We start from the raw sequence: 15,294 nt of genomic DNA on the forward strand, positions 1-15,294 counted from the left end.
CGTGTGACGGGTGTGCCGCGATCTTGTGATCCGGCGCGGGCATACCGCTCCTTGGGGCGGTGCGGGGACGGCTGACCCGGCGTCCGGGCCGTGACTGTCGTCGGCCGTCGCCAATGAGACGAGGAACACAGTGACTGGGGGGTCGGACATGCGGATGCGCAAGCGGATACGGACCCGGATGCGTGAGCGGATGCTGCGGACGGCAAGGGGACTGTGCGGGTCGGTGGCGGGGCTCGCGGCGGCGCTCGTGCTGGTGCTGGCGGGAGCGCCGTCGGCGGTGGCGGGCGGGCCGACGAGCGTCCTCGTGGTCTCGCCGGAGAGCGGGCATAGCGCGGCGCTCCATGTGAGCGACAAGCAGTACGGCGAGCTGCGGCGCTGTCTCGGCGAGCCGGGCGAGGGCAGTCGCGAGCAGCCGCCGGGCCTCGCCATGAGCGAGGGCAGCCGGCAGATCAACGTGACGTGGATGGTGCACGACGTACTGCCGTGGCGGGTGGACCGGGCCTATCCGGTGGCCCCCGGCTCCAAGGCCGGCGGGAAGGCCGGGGCCGTGTGGATCCATACGACGACGGACGTCACGTCGATGGCCGGCACCTGGCACCGGGCGAAGGACCCGGCCCGTCTGACGGCACTGTTCGAGAAGCTCGGGGTCATGGGGGCTCCCTCGGACGACGGCAGTCGGGCGGTGGCCCCCGGGGCGGGCGGGGCGGGCCCGGACGTGGCGGATCCGGCACCGCCGTCGGCGTCCACCCCGGGGGCCGGGTCCGGGCAGGCGGCCACCGGACGGGCGGACGGCACGCGGGGCGACGGCGGCACGGACTGGTGGTGGGCGATACCGGGCGCGGCGGCAGGGGCTGCGGGGGCCCTGCTGCTGCGCGAGCGCCGGTCGCTCCCTGCCGCGCTGCGCGGGCGGCGGCCCCATGAGGACGGACCACGGCAGGAGTTGCGTGACCTGTGACCTGTGACCTGTGGCGGGCCCCGGCCGCCCCCGGCCGCCCCCGGCCGTCGAGCTGACCGGCCGGGGTACGGCTGTCCGGGGTGATCGTCCGTGCGCCCGCGGGTCAGTGGTCCGGCAGGCCCGGGGCGGGGTGGGCGGTCATCAGGTCGGCGACCTCGGAGCGGATCTTCGTCAGGGCGTCCTCGTCACCGGCACGGGCCGCGGCGACGCCCCGGTCGATCCACTCGGCGACGGTCGGCATGTGCTGCGTGCCGAGGCCGCGGGAGGTGAGCGAGGGGGTGCCGATGCGGACGCCGGAGGGGTCGAAGGGCTTCCGAGGGTCGTACGGGACGGTGTTGTGGTTGACGACGATCCCGGCCCGGTCCAGGGCCTTCGCGGCGACCTTGCCGGGGACGTCCTTGGGGGTGAGGTCCATCAGGATCAGGTGGTTGTCGGTGCCGCCGGAGACCAGGTCGAAGCCGCGGGCGAGCAGGGCTTCGGCGAGGGCACGGGCGTTGGCGACGACCGCGTGGGCGTAGTCGCGGAAGGCGGGCCGCGACGCCTCGTGCAGGGCGACGGCGATGGCCGCGGTGGTCTGGTTGTGCGGGCCGCCCTGGAGGCCGGGGAAGACCGCCTTGTCGATGGCCTTGGCGTGCTCCTCGCGGGACATCAGCATCGCGCCGCGCGGGCCGCGCAGGGTCTTGTGGGTGGTCGTGGAGATCACGTCGGCGTGCGGCACCGGTGACGGGTGGGCGCCGCCCGCGATCAGGCCCGCGATGTGCGCGATGTCGGCGACGAGAACGGCCCCTGCCTCCCGGGCGATCTCGGCGAAGGCCGCGAAGTCGATGGTGCGGGGCAGGGCGGTGCCACCGCAGAAGATCAGCTTCGGGCGCTCCTTGAGGGCAAGGTCGCGCACCTCGTCGAAGTCGATGCGGCCCGTGTCGTGACGGACGCCGTACTGGACGCCGCGGAACCACTTGCCCGTGGCGGAGACGCCCCAGCCGTGGGTGAGGTGACCGCCCATGGGCAGGGCCATGCCCATCACCGTGTCGCCGGGTTCGGCGAAGGCGAGGTAGACGGCGAGGTTGGCCGGGGAGCCGGAGTAGGGCTGCACGTTGGCGTGCTCGACGCCGAAGACGGCCTTGGCCCGGGCGACGGCGAGGCGCTCCACGGGGTCGATGTTCTGCTGGCCCTCGTAGTAGCGGCGGCCCGGATAGCCCTCGCTGTACTTGTTCTGGAGGACCGTGCCGGAGGCTTCGAGCACGGCCGTGGAGACGTAGTTCTCGCTGGGGATCAGGCGGAGCGTGTCGGCCTGGAGCTGCTCCTCGGCGGCGACCAGGGCGGCGAGTTCGGGGTCCTCGGCGGTGAGCGCGGGGTGGCCGATGCTGTTCGGCGCGTCCGCGGGATGCGGGGAAACCCGGGAATCGGGCGAAGAGGGGTGAGTCATGGCGTCCTCCGGGGCGAGCGGTCAGTGTCCGGTCGTGGTCCCGGGGTGCCCAGGCGGTCGGCACCTCGAAGGTCTGGCCCCGCACGGCTTCCCCGGGGTCCGTTCCCCGTACGCCAGTCGCCGTGCTGTAGAGACGAGCCTAGCGGGCACGCCGGGTCGGCGGGTTTCCTCGTCCACGATCCGAGCGACGATAGAAATGGGCGCCACACCCGCCCCCTGCCGCAGGACGAACGGAGACCCCGTGTCGACTACCGAAGAGTTCATCACCTCGGCCGAAGCGCACAGCGCGCACAACTACCACCCCCTGCCCGTCGTGGTGGCGTCGGCGGAGGGTGCCTGGATGACCGACGTCGAGGGGCGCCGCTACCTCGACATGCTCGCCGGATACTCCGCGCTGAATTTCGGGCACGGCAACCGCCGCCTGATCGACGCGGCCAAGGCACAGCTGGAGCGGGTGACGCTCACCTCGCGGGCCTTCCACCACGACCGCTTCGCCGAGTTCTGTACGCGGCTCGCGGAGCTGTGCGGCAAGGAGATGGTGCTGCCGATGAACACCGGGGCGGAGGCCGTGGAGACGGCCGTGAAGACCGCCCGGAAGTGGGGATACCAGGTCAAGGGCGTGCCCGACGGGCGGGCGAAGATCGTGGTCGCGCGCGACAACTTCCACGGCAGGACCACGACCATCGTCAGCTTCTCGACGGACGCCGAGGCGCGGGCGGACTTCGGCCCGTACACACCGGGGTTCGAGATCGTTCCGTACGGCGATCTGACGGCGATGCGGGCGGCGGTCACGGAGAACACCGTGGCCGTGCTCCTGGAGCCGATCCAGGGAGAGGCCGGGGTCTTGGTGCCGCCGGCCGGATATCTGGCGGGCGTGCGGGAGTTGACGCGCGAGCGCAACGTCCTGTTCATGGCGGACGAGATCCAGTCGGGGTTCGGCAGGACGGGGAAGACGTTCGCCTGCGAGCACGAGGGCGTGGTGCCCGATGTGTACGTCCTGGGCAAGGCGCTCGGCGGGGGTGTCGTGCCGGTGTCCGCGGTGGTGGCGGACGCGGACGTGCTCGGGGTGTTCAAGCCGGGCGAGCACGGCTCGACGTTCGGCGGCAATCCGCTGGCGTGCGCGGTGGGGCTAGAGGTCGTGGCCATGCTGAGCACGGGCGAGTACCAGCAGCGGGCCACCGAGCTCGGCGAGCATCTGCACGCCGAGCTGGGGCTGCTCACCGGCACGGGCGCGGTGACGCAGGTGCGGGGCCGCGGGCTGTGGGCGGGCGTCGACATCGAGCCGTCGCACGGCACGGGCCGTGAGATCTCCCGGAAGCTGATGGACCTGGGCGTCCTCGTCAAGGACACCCACGGCTCGACGATCCGGATCGCTCCGCCGCTGGTGATCAGCAAGGAGGACCTGGACTGGGGGCTTGACCAACTGCGGGCTGTGCTGGCCTAGTCGGCCTTCCCGTCGGTGCCTGCCTCGCTCGCGGGGGCCGGGGTCTCGTGGCCGCGGGTGTACGCGGCCGCGTAGCCGTCCTCGCCGAGGGCCGTACGGGAGCGGTGCTCGGCTCGGTCGACGTCGTGGCGTTCGGCGGGCGGCAGGGGGCTGCCGGTGCCCTCGCGGAGGGCGGCGGCGGTGCCGAGCAGCTCGGCGGCGCGGGTGTGGTCGCCGGCGAGGGAGCGGGCTCCGGCCAGGCCTTCGAGGGCCAGGGCGACCGCGCGTTCGTCGCCGGTGCCGCGGGCCACGGCGAGGCCCTCCCGGTGCAGCTCCTCCGCCCGCGCCGCGTCACCGCGCTGTTCGGCCACGTATCCGAGCTGGGCCAGGATCAGGGCGGTGCCGGACGGGACGCCGAGCCGGCGGTTCCAGGCGAGCCACGGCAGGAGGTACTTCTCGGCCGCGTCGAGGTCGCCGAGGCGGCGGGCGCCGATGGCTAGCCCCGTCTCGGCGAACTGCTGCGCGGGCCCGTGCGAGTGCTGCGCGGCGAGGCGTGCGGCGCGCTCGTGGAAGTCCGTGGCGGCGGTGTAATCACCGGTGAGCAGCGCGATCCGGCCGAGGCGGGCGAGGCGGAAGGACACCTCGGTCCACAGCTGGAGTTCCTCCGCGCCGCGCATGCCCTCGTTGTGGAGCTCGGCGGCGCCCTCGTAGTCGGCGGCGATCTCGGCGAGTACGCCGAGCTGTTCGGAGGCCTGCAACTGGCCCCAGCGGTCGCCGAGTGCGTCGAACAGGGCGGCGCTGGCCTCCGCGTCGCGGCGCAGGGCCGCGAGGTCGCCTCGGTAGAGGGCGCGGGTGGCGCGGGTGCTGAGGGTTGCGGCCACGCCCCAGCGGTCGCCCGCCGCGCGGAACTCCTCCAGGAGCGCGTCGACCCGGCTGTCCTCGCTTTCCGTGCGGTCGAATCCGCTGCGGGCGTGGGCGAGGAGCCAGCGGGACCGGGGGTCGGCGAGGCCGTCGGCGTTCCCGACGGTGCGGGGGGTGTCGTCGCCGGTGAGCAGGGCGAGGGCGGCGCGGGCCGTGCGGGCGGAGGCGCGGGGATCCGCGCCCGCTTCCGGGGCCGTTTCCGTGGCCGTGGCCGTTCCCGTCGTCGGCGGCAGGCTCAGGGCCAGGGTGAGGGAGCGTTCCGCCTCGCCGAGACGGCCTCGCAGGAACCAGTACCAGGTGCAGTGGTTGGCCAGGAGCAGCGTGAGGGTGGCGTCACCGTCGGCCGCGGCCCAGTCGAGAGCGGCGCGCAGGTTGACGGCCTCGCCGTCGAGGCGGTGCAGCCACTGCTGCTGGCGGGGGCCGAGGAGGTGCGGGACGGCGCGTTCGGCGAGGTCGGCGTAGTGCTGGGCGTGACGGCGGCGGACGGCACGCGTCTCCCCCGCCCGGTCGAGCTGTTCGAGGCTGTAGGCGGCCACGGATTCGAGCAGGCGGTAGCGGACACCGCCGGCGTGGTCGGCACCGGGGGCCGTGGCGAGGAGGGAGCGGTCGACGAGGCGGGTGACGAGGTCGAGCACGTCGGGGTCGTCGTACAGCGCTTCGGCCGACGCCAGGGTGAAACCGCCGTTGAAGACGGCCAGTTGGCGCAGTGCGCGCTGTTCCTCCGGGTTCAGCAGGTTCCAGCTCCAGTCGATCATCGCGCGGAGGGTGCGCTGCCGGGCGGGGGCGTCCCTGCGGACCTGGTTGAGCAGCCGGAACCGGTCGTGCAGCCGTTCGGCGAGGGTGTGGATGCCGAGGGTGCGTACGCGGGTGGCGGCCAGTTCGATCGCGAGCGGGATGCCGTCGAGGCGACGGCAGATGAGCGCGGCGGCGGGGGTGGTCTCCGCGTCCAGTGCGAAGCCGGGGGCAGCGGCGGCGGCCCGCTCGCCGAACAACGCCAGGGCCTCCCCCTCCGCGAGCGGCGCCACGGCCTCCAGCGTCTCGCCGGAGAGGGCGAGGGGTTCCTGGCTGGTGGCGAGTACGCGCAACTCGGGTGCGTGCCGTAGGAGTTCCGACAGCAAGGCGGCCACGGGCTCCAGGACGTGCTCGCAGTTGTCGAGCACGAGGAGGGTGCGCCGGGGCGCGAGAGCGCGGGCGAGGAGTCGCACCAGGGCGGGTACGGCATCGACACCGGCACCCACACCATCGACGCCCGCTCCGGGTGCCCCCGGCACGTCGCGGATGCCCAGTGCGGCGGCCACTGTTTCGGCGACGTCGGCCTTCGTACCGGCCAGTTCCACCAGCCAGACGCCTTCCTCGAAGTCGTCCGCGAGGCCGGTCGCCGCCTCCAGTGCGAGGCGCGTCTTGCCGACGCCGCCCGGTCCCGTCAGGGTGACCAGGCGCGCCGCTCCGACCAGCTTCCGCACCCTGGCCACCGCGTCCTCGCGGCCGACGAGGGCGGTGACGGGGGCGGGCAGGTTCGTACGGGGACGACGCGCGCGGTCGTCGGCTCGGGCCGCCGGTGCCGCCCCCGCTGTCCCCGTCCCCGGCCTCGCGGCCGCCGACCCCGCTCCCGCTCCCGGCAGGTCCAGTTCCGGGGACTGGCGGAGTATCGCCTCGTGCAGTGCGGCGAGTTCCGGGCCAGGGTCGATGCCCAGGTCATCGGCCAGGCGCTCGCGCAGATCGCGATAGGCGTCCAGCGCCAGGGCGGGGCGCCCCGCCAGATACAGCGCCCTCATGTACGCGCCCCGCAGCCTCTCCCGCAGCGGCTGCTCGGCCGCCAGGGGCGCCAACTCATCGGCCAGCGCGATGCGTTCCGACGTTCCGCCCACGTCAAGGCGCAGTTCCGCCCGTACCTCCTGAGCCGTCAGCCGCTGTTCCTCCAGGCGGGCCACCGCCGCCCGCGCGAAGTCGGCGTCACGGAAATCCGCGTACGCCGGTCCACGCCATAGCGTCAGGGCCGCCGAGAGGAGCGAGATCCTCGTACGCGGGTCGGGGGACTCGTCACCGTCGTACGCGCGTGAAGTCAGCGCCGCGAACCGGGCCGCGTCCGTCAGCTCCTCCGGCGCCGTCCCCGCCGGGGCCCGCAGCAGATACCCGGCCGGGCCGTACGCCACGAGTTCCCGCGCGCCCGGTTCCGCCTTCTCCAGGGCCCTGCGCAGCTGGGAGACCTTGGTCTGGAGGGAGTTGGCGGGGTTGCCGGGCAGGCGCTCGCCCCACAAACCGTCGATCAGGACGTCCGCGGAGACCGGGCGCCCCTGGTGGATCAGGAGATGCGCGAGCAGGGCACGGACCTTCGGCTCGGGAACCGGGACGACCGCACCGTCCGCCGTGCGCACCGTCAACGGGCCCAGCACCTCGAATCGCATGCCGCCACGTTAATGCGGCCCGCGGCGGCCTCCGTCAGCGGCCGTGCGCCAGCCGTCAGCGCCCGTGCGCCAGCCGTCAGCGGTTCGTGCGCGGCCCCCGGCACTGTGGTTCCCGTGACCAGGAAAGCCCGGCCACACGCCCGGCGAAACCCGCCCCGTCCCGAAAGGACCACCCACCATGTCCAGCCCCGTCACCCCCACCACTCCCCGCACGCCCACCACCTCCCGCGAAATCCGCCTCGCCGCCCGCCCCACCGGTGAACCCACCGCGTCCGACTTCGAGTTGGCCACCACCGCCGTCCCGGAGCCCGGCGAGGGGCAGATCCTGGTCCGCAACACCTGGATGTCCGTGGACCCGTACATGCGGGGCCGCATGGACGACGTCCCCTCCTACATCCCGCCCTTCGCGCTCGGCGCCGCCCTCGAAGGCAGCGCGGTCGGCGAGGTCGTGGCATCCCGCGCCGAGAGCGTGCCGGTGGGCGCGACGGTCACGCACTTCCTCGGATGGCGCGAGTACGCCGTCCTGGACGCCGCCACCGCCACGGTCATCGACACCACGCTCGCCCCGGAGTCCGCCTACCTCGGCCCCCTGGGCACCACGGGCCTGACCGCGTACGCCGCACTGACCCGCACCGCCCCGGTCCGCGAGGGCGACACCGTGTTCATCTCGGCGGCGGCGGGCGCGGTCGGCAGTGTCGCGGGGCGGATGGCCCGCGAACTCGGCGCGGCCCGCGTGATCGGCTCGGCGGGCGGCCCCGCGAAGACCAAGAAGCTGCTCGACAGCTTCGGCTACGACGCCGCCATCGACTACCGCCAGGGCGGCATCCCCGAACAGCTCGCCCAGGCAGCGCCCGACGGCATCGACGTCTACCTGGACTCCGTCGGCGGCGACCACCTGGAGGCCGCCATCGGCGCCATCCGTACCGGCGGCCGTATCGCCCTGGTCGGCGCCATCAGCGGCTACAACGCCACCGCGCCCGCCCCCGGCCCGAACAACCTCTTCCGTGCCGCCACCCACGAGGCGACCCTGCGCGGCATGCTCGTCAGCAGCCACTTCGACCTGTTCCCCGAGTGGATCGGCAGGGCGGCGGGCCTGCTCGCCGACGGCACCCTGCCCGACGAACAGACCGTCGTCGAGGGCATCGAGCAGGCACCGGACGCCTTCCTCGGCGTGCTGCGCGGCGCCAACACCGGCAAGATGCTCGTCCGGCTGTGAGTCCTCAGCGTTTGGCGCCGACCCCGCCGAACATGGCCACGTCCTCGGCGTCCGCCGCGTCCTGCGTACGCCAGCGGTTGCACGAGACCACACCGGGCTCAAGCAGCTCAAGGCCCTCGAAGAACCCGGTGACCTGCCCTGGCGTGCGCTGCGTCAGCTTGGGCGTGCCGTTCTCGTTCCAGAACGCCACCGCCTCGTCCACGTCGGGCATGTCCGGGCTCGTGATGGTGTGCGAGAGGACGAGGTGGCTGCCGGCGGGCAGGGCGTCGAGCAGGCGGCGCACGATGCCGTACGCCTCGGAGTCGTCCTCGATGAAGATGACGACTCCGAGCAGGATCAGCCCGACCGGCCGGTTGAAGTCCAGTGTCTTGGCGGCGTGATCGAGGATCGTCTCCACGTTGCGGAGATCCTCGTCGAGGTAGTCGGTCCTGCCCTCGGGAGTGCTGGTGAGCAGGGCGCGGGCGTGGGTGAGGACCAGCGGGTCGTTGTCCACGTAGACCACACGCGACTCGGGGGCGATCCGCTGGGCGACCTCGTGGGTGTTGTCGGCGGTCGGCAGGCCCGTGCCGATGTCGAGGAACTGCCGGATGCCGCACTCGGTGACGAGGTGGCTCACCGCGCGCCCGAGGAACTGCCGGTCGGCGAGCGCGTAGTCACCGATACCGGGGTGCAGGGCGCGGATCTGGTCCCCGGCGGCCTGGTCGACGGGGTAGTTGTCCTTGCCGCCGAGCCAGTAGTTCCAGATCCGGGCCGTGTGAGGCTGCGTGGTGTTGATCCTGCTGTCCGACATGTTCGCTCCGCCTCCGAGTGTGTCATCGATCAACCGGCAGCGTACTAGGGGGGTTTGGGTTTGCCCCCGGCCCTCGACCGCTGCCGCAGCCGCTGCCCCTGCCGCTGCCGCTGCCCCTCAGAGGATCACGTGCGGCAGGAACCTCGCGTACTCGTCCGTGATCAGGCCCGACGACTCCCGGATGCCGAGCCCCGCCGACTCGTCCTCGACGACCCACGCGCCGAGCACCACGCGGTTGCCGTCGAAGTCGGGCAGCGGCGCCAACTCCTGGTAGCAGCAGGCCTCCTCGCGTACGAGGGGCCCGGCGGTTTCCGTGCTCGGCGGGTGGATGGTGACTCCGGCGCCTTCCCGGCCGAGGAGCGGCTTGGCGACGTAGCCCCGGCCGGATACAAGGTCCCGCGGGCCGTCCAGATAGGCGGGCAGGAGATTGGGGTGGCCGGGGTACAGCTCCCAGAGGATCGCGAGCAGCGCCTTGTTGGAGAGGAGCATCTTCCAGGCGGGCTCGATCCAGAGGGTGGAACCGGTGCCGCCGCCGTTGTCGAGGGTCTCCAGGACGTGCGGGGCGAAGCGGTCGGTGGTCAGCCACTCCCACGGGTAGAGCTTGAAGCAGCTGCGGATGAAGCCGAGCTTCTTGTCGACGAAGCGCCGCGAGAGACGGTCCCAGCCGATGTCCTCCATGGAAATCGCCTCGGTGTCGAGCCCGGCCTGCTGCGCGGTCTCGCGCAGATACGCGACCGTCATCAGGTCCTCGCCGAGTTCGTCGCCCGCCGAGTGCGCGAAGTACAGCGGGCCGCCGGGCGGCAGCAGCGGGGCCTGCTTCTTCCAGGCGTCCACGAGGCGTTCGTGCAGGGAGTTCCACTGGTCGGCGCCCGGGAAGCACTCCTCCATCCAGAACCACTGGGGGCTCGCGGCCTCGACCAGGGAGGTGGGGGTGTCGGCGTTGTACTCCAGCATCTTGGCCGGGGCGCCGCTCCTGCTGTCGTAGTGGAGGTCGAATCGCCCGTAGAGGGAAGGGAGTTCCGCCTTGCGATGCCAGGCCTCGGTGACCGCTTCGGCCACTCGGGGGTCCGTGATGCCGAGGTCGGCGAGGCGGTCCTGCTCGACGATGTGCCCGGCTGCCGCGAGGCACATCGCGTGCAGTTCCTCGACGACCTCTTCGAGGGCTTCGACCTCGGGCAGCGAGAAGACGTAGCAGGCGGACTCGTCCCAGTAGGGGCGCAGCGAGTCGTCGGGGTAGCGGGTGAGGGGGTAGATGAGCCCCTGGTCCTCGACGGTCTGCTGCCAGCCGGGGCGGGGGGTGAGGGTACGGCGTTCCATGGCCTCGGGTCTCGGGTTCCGGGTGTCGCGTTTCGGTGCGGGGTTCCGGTCTCTGCCGTGGCCGGTTCAGCCGCCGCCGCTGCCCGAGCAGCCGAAGCCGTCGCGGTCGACCGCCTCGCTGCGGCTGAAGGTGCCGTAGTCGGCGCGGCGGCCGTCGACGTCGGCGTCGTAGTACCAGTCGGCGTCCACGCGGCCCGACTTGCCCGTGCCGGACGAACTGCCGCCGGTCTTGCGCGCCTTGCCGGACGAGGACCCGGAGCCTGACGAGGACGAGCCGCTCTTGCAGTTCTTGTCGGCGACGATCTTGTAGCCGGTGAGGTAGTCGTAGCTGTCGCGGTCCACGCACCGCTTGTCCGGTTCCGAGCCGCACGAGGTCAGGGCCGCCGCGAGGACTCCCATTCCGCCCAGTACGACCGTGCTGGACCGCAGCCTGCGCCGCTGCGTCTTCTGTTCTTGCTCCGCTGCCATGTGCACTGCCCCCGTTGTCGTGTACTTGATCGGCATTCAGCGTAGGTAAGGATTCGCGCGCCGTGCCAACCGACTCCGCGGAAACCCCCTCCTCTACAGTCACTTCGTGTCTCTTGGGATGATTTGCGCACTTGGTTCAGCGGTCTGCTTCGGTACGGCCTCCGTCTTCCAGGCGATCGCCGCGCGCGCCACCGCGCCGGGGACGGGCTCCGGGGTCGATCCCGCGCTGCTGCTGCGCGCGGTGCGGCAGTGGCGGTACGTCCTGGGCCTCGGGCTCGACGGGCTCGGATTCCTGCTTCAGATCGTGGCGTTGCGGTCCATCCCGATCTACGCCGTCGGTGCGGCGCTGGCCGCGAGCCTCGCCGTCACGGCGGTGGTGGCCTCGCGGTTGCTGCGGGTGCGGCTGAGCGGGGTGGAGTGGGCGGCCGTGGGGGTGGTGTGCGCGGGGCTCGCGATGCTGGGGCTCGCTTCGGGGGACGAGGGGGAAGGCGCCGGGTCGACGACTCTGCGGTGGGTGATCCTGGGCGTGGCGGTGGGGGTCCTCGGGCTCGGGGCCGCGGCGGGGCGGTTGCCGGGGCGGGGGCGGGCGTTGGCTCTGGGGCTCGGGGCGGGGTTCGGGTTCGGGGTGGTGGAGGTGGGCGTACGGCTCATCGACGATGTCTCGCCGGGGGCGTTGGTGCGTAATCCGGCCGCCTATGCCCTGGTGGTGGGTGGGGGTGCGGCGTTTCTGCTGCTCACCTCCGCCTTGCAGCGGGGGTCGGTGACCACCGCTACCGCGGGGATGGTGATCGGGGAGACGGTGGGGCCCGCGGTGGTGGGGGTGGTCTGGCTGGGGGATCGGACCCGGGAGGGGTTGGGGTGGCTCGCGGTGCTGGGGTTCGTGGTGGCTGTGGCGGGGGCGTTGGCGCTGGCGCGGTTCGGCGAGGCGCCGGCTCCTGCGGAGGGCGGGGCGGTGGAGGGGGTCCGATAAGGGCGGTCCCTGCGGGGCTCTCCCCAATCCCACCCCTTCCCGAAACCGGGGGCTCCGCCCCCGGACCCCAGACAAGATTGGCCTCAAACGCCGGCCGGGCTGGAAATTCAGGGCAGAACCCTGCAAAGCGCCTCCAGCGCCCCCGCCCACGCGTGCTCCGGCGGTGTCCCGTACCCCACCACCAGGGCGTCCCTCTCCGGGAGGTCCGTCGCCGATGGGTGGCGGAAGCCTGCGAGGCCCTGGACTCCGAGGCGTTGCCAGCTTGCCGCCTGGACCACCGTGCGTTCCGTGCCCGGCGGCAGTTCGAGCACCGCGTGCAGTCCCGCCGCGATGCCCGAAGCCCGCACCTCCGGCGCCCTCGCCGCGAGCGCCGCGATCAGCTGGTCCCGTCGGCGGCGGTAGCGCAGCCGCGCGCCCCGCACATGGCGGTCGTACGCGCCCGAAGTGATGAACTCCGCGAGCGTCAGCTGGTCCAGCGCCCCGCAGGCCCACTCCGAGCCCCCCTTCGCCTCGACGACCTCGGCGGCGATCGGCGCGGGCAGGACCATCCAGCCGAGCCTCAGTCCGGGGGCGAGGGACTTGCTCGCCGTGCCGAGGTAGACCACGCGGTCGGGGTCGAGGCCCTGGAGCGCGCCCACCGGCTGCCGGTCGTAGCGGAACTCCCCGTCGTAGTCGTCCTCCAGGATCAGGCCGTCCTCGCGCCGGGCCCAGTCGACCGCCGCCGCACGCCGGTCGGGGTGCAGCGGGACCCCCATCGGGAACTGGTGCGCGGGCGTCAGGAGCACCGCCTTCGGCGAACCGGAGGCCGCGGGGGCCGTAGAAGCCGCTGAGGCCGTAGAGCCCGTGCCCAACTCCCCCGTCGATGTGCCCAGTTCGTCGAAGGGCAGCGGCCTCGTCCGCAGCCCCGCCCGCTTCAGCAGATTCCAGTGCACGTCCAGGCCGTACGACTCGACGCTCATCTCGCGCAGCCCCCGGGCCCGCAGCACACCGGCAAGCAGCGCGAGGCCCTGCGCGAACCCGGCGCAGACGACGATGCGGTCCGGGTCGGCGTGGACGCCGCGCGCGCGTGCGAGGTAGTCGGCGAGGGCGGTGCGCAGCTCGATGCGGCCGCGCGGGTCGCCGTAGCCGAGCGCGTCGTTCGGGGCGGCGGCCATGGCCCGGCGGGCGGCCTTGAGCCAGGCGGCGCGCGGGAAGGAGGCGAGATCGGGGGTGCCCGGCTTCAGGTCGTACGTGGGTCCGCCCGCGACCCTGCGGCGCGGTGCGGGTTCGGCGGGGCGCGACACGGCGCGTTCGGCGACCCGGGTGCCGGAGCCCTGGCGTGCGGTGAGCCAGCCCTCGGCGACGAGGTCCCCGTACGCGTCGGCGACGGTGTTGCGGGCGATGCCCAGGTCGACGGCGAGGGAGCGGGACGAGGGGAGGCGGGTGCCGGGGGGCAGCCTGCCGCCGCGCACCGCCTCGCGCAGGGCGTCCGTGAGGCCCTTGCGTACGCCCGGGTGCGTCGTGTCGCCGCCCGTCTCCAGGTGGAGGTCGACCCCCAAAGTGGCCCACGATTCTTCCATGGGAATGGACCATACCTGTGGGCTACTCCAGTCGTACGGTCGATGGCATGACGACGAACGAGAACACCCCCGCACCCGAATACGTCCACGAGCACACGCCCCGCCTCGACTGGCACCAGCAGGCCCCCGAGGTCTTCAAGGCGATGGTCAGGCTCGACGCGGCGGCCCGTAAGGGTGTCGACCCGGTGATCCTCGAACTGGTCAAGATCCGGGCCTCGCAGATCAACCACTGCGCGCTCTGCGTCGACATGCACAGCAAGGACGCCCTCGCGGCGGGCGAGAGCGTGGAGCGGATCATCCAGCTCAGCGCGTGGGAGGAGTCGCAGCACTTCTACACGGCCAAGGAGGTCGCCGCGATCGAGCTGACCGAGGCGATCACCGTCCTGACGGACGGCTTCGTGCCGGACGAGGTGTACGAGAAGGCCGCGGCCCTCTTCGAGGAGCAGGAGCTGACGCAGCTGATCGCCGCGATCACGGTGATCAACGCCTGGAACCGCTTCGGCGTCTCGACCCGCCAGGTGCCCGGCCACTACAAGGCCGGAGACCACAAGTGAGCGCCCGGACCTCCTACCTCGACAAGGGCTTCGGGACCGCGCTCGCCGCGCTGGGCGCGACGGCGAAGAGAGGGCTCGGCGACCCCGTGCTCGCCGAGCTCGTGATGATCAGGGCCTCGCAGATCAACGCGTGTGCGTTCTGCCTGGACATGCATGTGGACATCGCCGTGAAGAACGGCGAGTCGGTGAAGCGGATCGCGCTGCTCAACGCCTGGGCGGAGGCGGGTGCGCTCTTCAGCGAGCGCGAGCGGGCCGCCCTCGCCCTTACCGAGGCGGTCACCGTCCTGACTGGGGGCACCTCCGGGGCTTTCGGCTCTGGGGGAGGGTTCGTGCCCGACGAGGTGTACGAGAAGGCGGCCAAGCACTTCGGCGAGGCAGAACTCGCCCATCTCATCGCGGTGATCACCGTCATCAACAGCTGGAACCGGGTGATGGTCAGCCGCCGCACCGAGCCGGGAGGCTACGCACCGTGAGCCTGGTGGACGACTTCCGCGCGCTGCACCACGGGCGGGCGCCCGGTGACCCGCTGGTCCTTCCGGGGCCGTGGGACGCGGTCAGCGCGCGGGTCTTCGCGGACGCCGGGTTCCCGGCCCTCGCGACGCCGAGCGCGGGGATCGCGGCGTCGCTCGGGTACGCGGACGGTGACGTACCGCCGGACGAGATGTTCGCGGCGGTGGCCCGGATCGTGCGGTCGGTCTCCGGGGCCGTGCCGGTGTCCGCCGACATCGAGGACGGCTACGGCCTGGCGCCGAAGGAGCTGGTGGAGCGGCTCCTGGAGACGGGCGCGGTCGGCTGCAACCTGGAGGACTCCTCGGGCGGGACCCTGAAGGACCCGGGCGCGCAGGCGGACTTCCTCGCCGAGGTGCGTGCCGTCGCGGGCGACCGGCTGTTCCTCAACGCCCGCGTGGACACGTTCGTACGGGGCGACGGCGATCCGGCGCAGGCGATCGAGCGGGCCCGGCTGTACGTCGACGCGGGCGCGGACTGCGTCTATCCGATCCTCGCGCCGCCCGGGGCGCTCGCGCGGCTGCGGGCGGGCATCGAAGGTCCGCTCAACGTGGTCGCGAAGCCGGAGGGTGCGTCCCTGCGGGACCTCGGCGAGCGGGGCGCCACGCGGATCACGTTCGGGCCCGGCCTGCTGTTCCGTACGACGGAGGCGCTGCGGGAGATCGCCGGGAGCCTGAAGTAGGCGGCCAGCAGATGCGAAGGTGCCGGTTGTGGAGGGGGGATAGGGCCCGGACCACCGCCGCATAAGACCCCCCCACCGCCGCACCCCCGCCCGCGCCCGCC

Annotated in this window: 13 protein-coding genes and 1 riboswitch; of the genes, 7 read left to right on the forward strand and 6 right to left on the reverse strand. The window is 72.8% G+C overall.

Going from position 1 to position 15,294, the window contains the following annotated elements:
• Positions 1-148: 148 nt before the first annotated feature.
• A complete protein-coding gene (locus ACQKIP_RS03220) occupies positions 149-955 on the forward strand; it encodes a hypothetical protein (protein ID WP_365865866.1) in 807 nt (268 codons plus the stop codon).
• Between the two features lie 103 nt (positions 956-1,058).
• Here the strand turns inward: ACQKIP_RS03220 and glyA are convergent, their stop codons facing one another.
• The gene (gene glyA / locus ACQKIP_RS03225) at positions 1,059-2,381 is read right to left on the reverse strand and encodes a serine hydroxymethyltransferase (RefSeq protein ID WP_365865864.1); all 1,323 of its coding nucleotides are present in this window, start codon (positions 2,379-2,381) and stop codon (positions 1,059-1,061) included.
• Positions 2,382-2,421: 40 nt separating this feature from the next.
• A riboswitch (ZMP/ZTP riboswitch) is annotated at positions 2,422-2,512 on the reverse strand.
• 110 nt (positions 2,513-2,622) lie between these two features.
• On the opposite strand from glyA, the gene rocD reads away from it, so the two are divergent.
• Positions 2,623-3,825 carry an ornithine--oxo-acid transaminase gene (gene rocD, locus ACQKIP_RS03230; protein WP_365865862.1) on the forward strand — a complete coding sequence of 401 codons (1,203 nt, stop codon included), beginning with the start codon at positions 2,623-2,625 and terminating at the stop codon, positions 3,823-3,825.
• Here the strand turns inward: rocD and ACQKIP_RS03235 are convergent.
• On the reverse strand, positions 3,822-7,130 hold the full coding sequence (locus ACQKIP_RS03235) for an AfsR/SARP family transcriptional regulator (RefSeq protein ID WP_365865860.1): 3,309 nt from the start codon (positions 7,128-7,130) through the stop codon (positions 3,822-3,824). The two genes, rocD and ACQKIP_RS03235, sit on opposite strands and share 4 nt — an antisense overlap.
• A 178-nt stretch (positions 7,131-7,308) precedes the next feature.
• Here ACQKIP_RS03235 and ACQKIP_RS03240 point away from each other — a divergent pair, with 178 nt between their 5' ends.
• Complete coding sequence (locus tag ACQKIP_RS03240) at positions 7,309-8,346, forward strand: NADP-dependent oxidoreductase (protein WP_365865858.1); 1,038 nt, start codon at positions 7,309-7,311, stop codon at positions 8,344-8,346.
• A gap of 4 nt (positions 8,347-8,350) precedes the next feature.
• On the opposite strand, the gene ACQKIP_RS03245 is transcribed toward ACQKIP_RS03240, so the two are convergent.
• The 3 genes from ACQKIP_RS03245 to ACQKIP_RS03255 all read right to left on the reverse strand — a co-directional run bounded on the left by ACQKIP_RS03245 (position 8,351) and on the right by ACQKIP_RS03255 (position 10,921).
• A complete protein-coding gene (locus ACQKIP_RS03245) occupies positions 8,351-9,136 on the reverse strand; it encodes an SAM-dependent methyltransferase (RefSeq protein WP_365865856.1) in 786 nt (261 codons plus the stop codon).
• Between the two features lie 117 nt (positions 9,137-9,253).
• The gene (locus ACQKIP_RS03250; protein ID WP_365865854.1) at positions 9,254-10,453 is read right to left on the reverse strand and encodes a glutathionylspermidine synthase family protein; all 1,200 of its coding nucleotides are present in this window, start codon (positions 10,451-10,453) and stop codon (positions 9,254-9,256) included.
• Positions 10,454-10,519: 66 nt separating this feature from the next.
• Complete coding sequence (locus ACQKIP_RS03255) at positions 10,520-10,921, reverse strand: hypothetical protein (protein ID WP_365865852.1); 402 nt, start codon at positions 10,919-10,921, stop codon at positions 10,520-10,522.
• 118 nt (positions 10,922-11,039) lie between these two features.
• Here ACQKIP_RS03255 and ACQKIP_RS03260 point away from each other — a divergent pair, with 118 nt between their 5' ends.
• The gene (locus tag ACQKIP_RS03260; RefSeq protein WP_365865968.1) at positions 11,040-11,891 is read left to right on the forward strand and encodes a hypothetical protein; all 852 of its coding nucleotides are present in this window, start codon (positions 11,040-11,042) and stop codon (positions 11,889-11,891) included.
• A 107-nt stretch (positions 11,892-11,998) separates the two neighbouring features.
• Here ACQKIP_RS03260 and ACQKIP_RS03265 read toward each other — a convergent pair whose 3' ends face one another.
• Positions 11,999-13,450 (reverse strand): PLP-dependent aminotransferase family protein, encoded by a 1,452-nt coding sequence (locus ACQKIP_RS03265; RefSeq protein WP_365865850.1) that lies wholly within the window; start codon positions 13,448-13,450, stop codon positions 11,999-12,001.
• Positions 13,451-13,497: 47 nt separating this feature from the next.
• Here ACQKIP_RS03265 and ACQKIP_RS03270 point away from each other — a divergent pair, with 47 nt between their 5' ends.
• Genes ACQKIP_RS03270 through ACQKIP_RS03280 form a run of 3 tightly spaced genes read left to right on the forward strand, consistent with a single transcriptional unit; the run spans position 13,498 to position 15,193 of the window.
• Entirely contained in the window at positions 13,498-14,004 is a 507-nt protein-coding gene (locus ACQKIP_RS03270; protein ID WP_365865848.1) for a carboxymuconolactone decarboxylase family protein, read from the forward strand.
• On the forward strand, positions 14,001-14,477 hold the full coding sequence (locus ACQKIP_RS03275; protein ID WP_365865846.1) for a carboxymuconolactone decarboxylase family protein: 477 nt from the start codon (positions 14,001-14,003) through the stop codon (positions 14,475-14,477). The genes ACQKIP_RS03270 and ACQKIP_RS03275 overlap by 4 nt, the downstream gene beginning before the upstream one ends.
• Positions 14,474-15,193, forward strand: a complete 720-nt coding sequence (locus ACQKIP_RS03280; RefSeq protein WP_365865844.1) for an isocitrate lyase/PEP mutase family protein — start codon at positions 14,474-14,476, stop codon at positions 15,191-15,193. Before ACQKIP_RS03275 ends, ACQKIP_RS03280 begins: the two co-directional genes overlap by 4 nt.
• The last annotated feature ends 101 nt before the right edge of the window (positions 15,194-15,294 follow it).

The sequence above is a fragment of the Streptomyces sp. NPDC059900 genome, assembly GCF_050270335.1.
In the GTDB taxonomy this organism is placed as follows: Bacteria; Actinomycetota; Actinomycetes; order Streptomycetales; family Streptomycetaceae; genus Streptomyces.

Coding starts and splice junctions, on each gene's coding strand:
- ACQKIP_RS03220 (WP_365865866.1), top strand. CDS start 149: ATGCGGATGCGCAAGCGGATACGGACCCGGATGCGTGAGCGGATGCTG.
- ACQKIP_RS03245 (WP_365865856.1), bottom strand. CDS start 9,136: ATGTCGGACAGCAGGATCAACACCACGCAGCCTCACACGGCCCGGATC.
- ACQKIP_RS03260 (WP_365865968.1), top strand. CDS start 11,040: ATGATTTGCGCACTTGGTTCAGCGGTCTGCTTCGGTACGGCCTCCGTC.
- glyA (WP_365865864.1), bottom strand. CDS start 2,381: ATGACTCACCCCTCTTCGCCCGATTCCCGGGTTTCCCCGCATCCCGCG.
- ACQKIP_RS03240 (WP_365865858.1), top strand. CDS start 7,309: ATGTCCAGCCCCGTCACCCCCACCACTCCCCGCACGCCCACCACCTCC.
- ACQKIP_RS03270 (WP_365865848.1), top strand. CDS start 13,498: ATGACGACGAACGAGAACACCCCCGCACCCGAATACGTCCACGAGCAC.
- ACQKIP_RS03255 (WP_365865852.1), bottom strand. CDS start 10,921: ATGGCAGCGGAGCAAGAACAGAAGACGCAGCGGCGCAGGCTGCGGTCC.
- ACQKIP_RS03235 (WP_365865860.1), bottom strand. CDS start 7,130: ATGCGATTCGAGGTGCTGGGCCCGTTGACGGTGCGCACGGCGGACGGT.
- ACQKIP_RS03265 (WP_365865850.1), bottom strand. CDS start 13,450: ATGGAAGAATCGTGGGCCACTTTGGGGGTCGACCTCCACCTGGAGACG.
- ACQKIP_RS03250 (WP_365865854.1), bottom strand. CDS start 10,453: ATGGAACGCCGTACCCTCACCCCCCGCCCCGGCTGGCAGCAGACCGTC.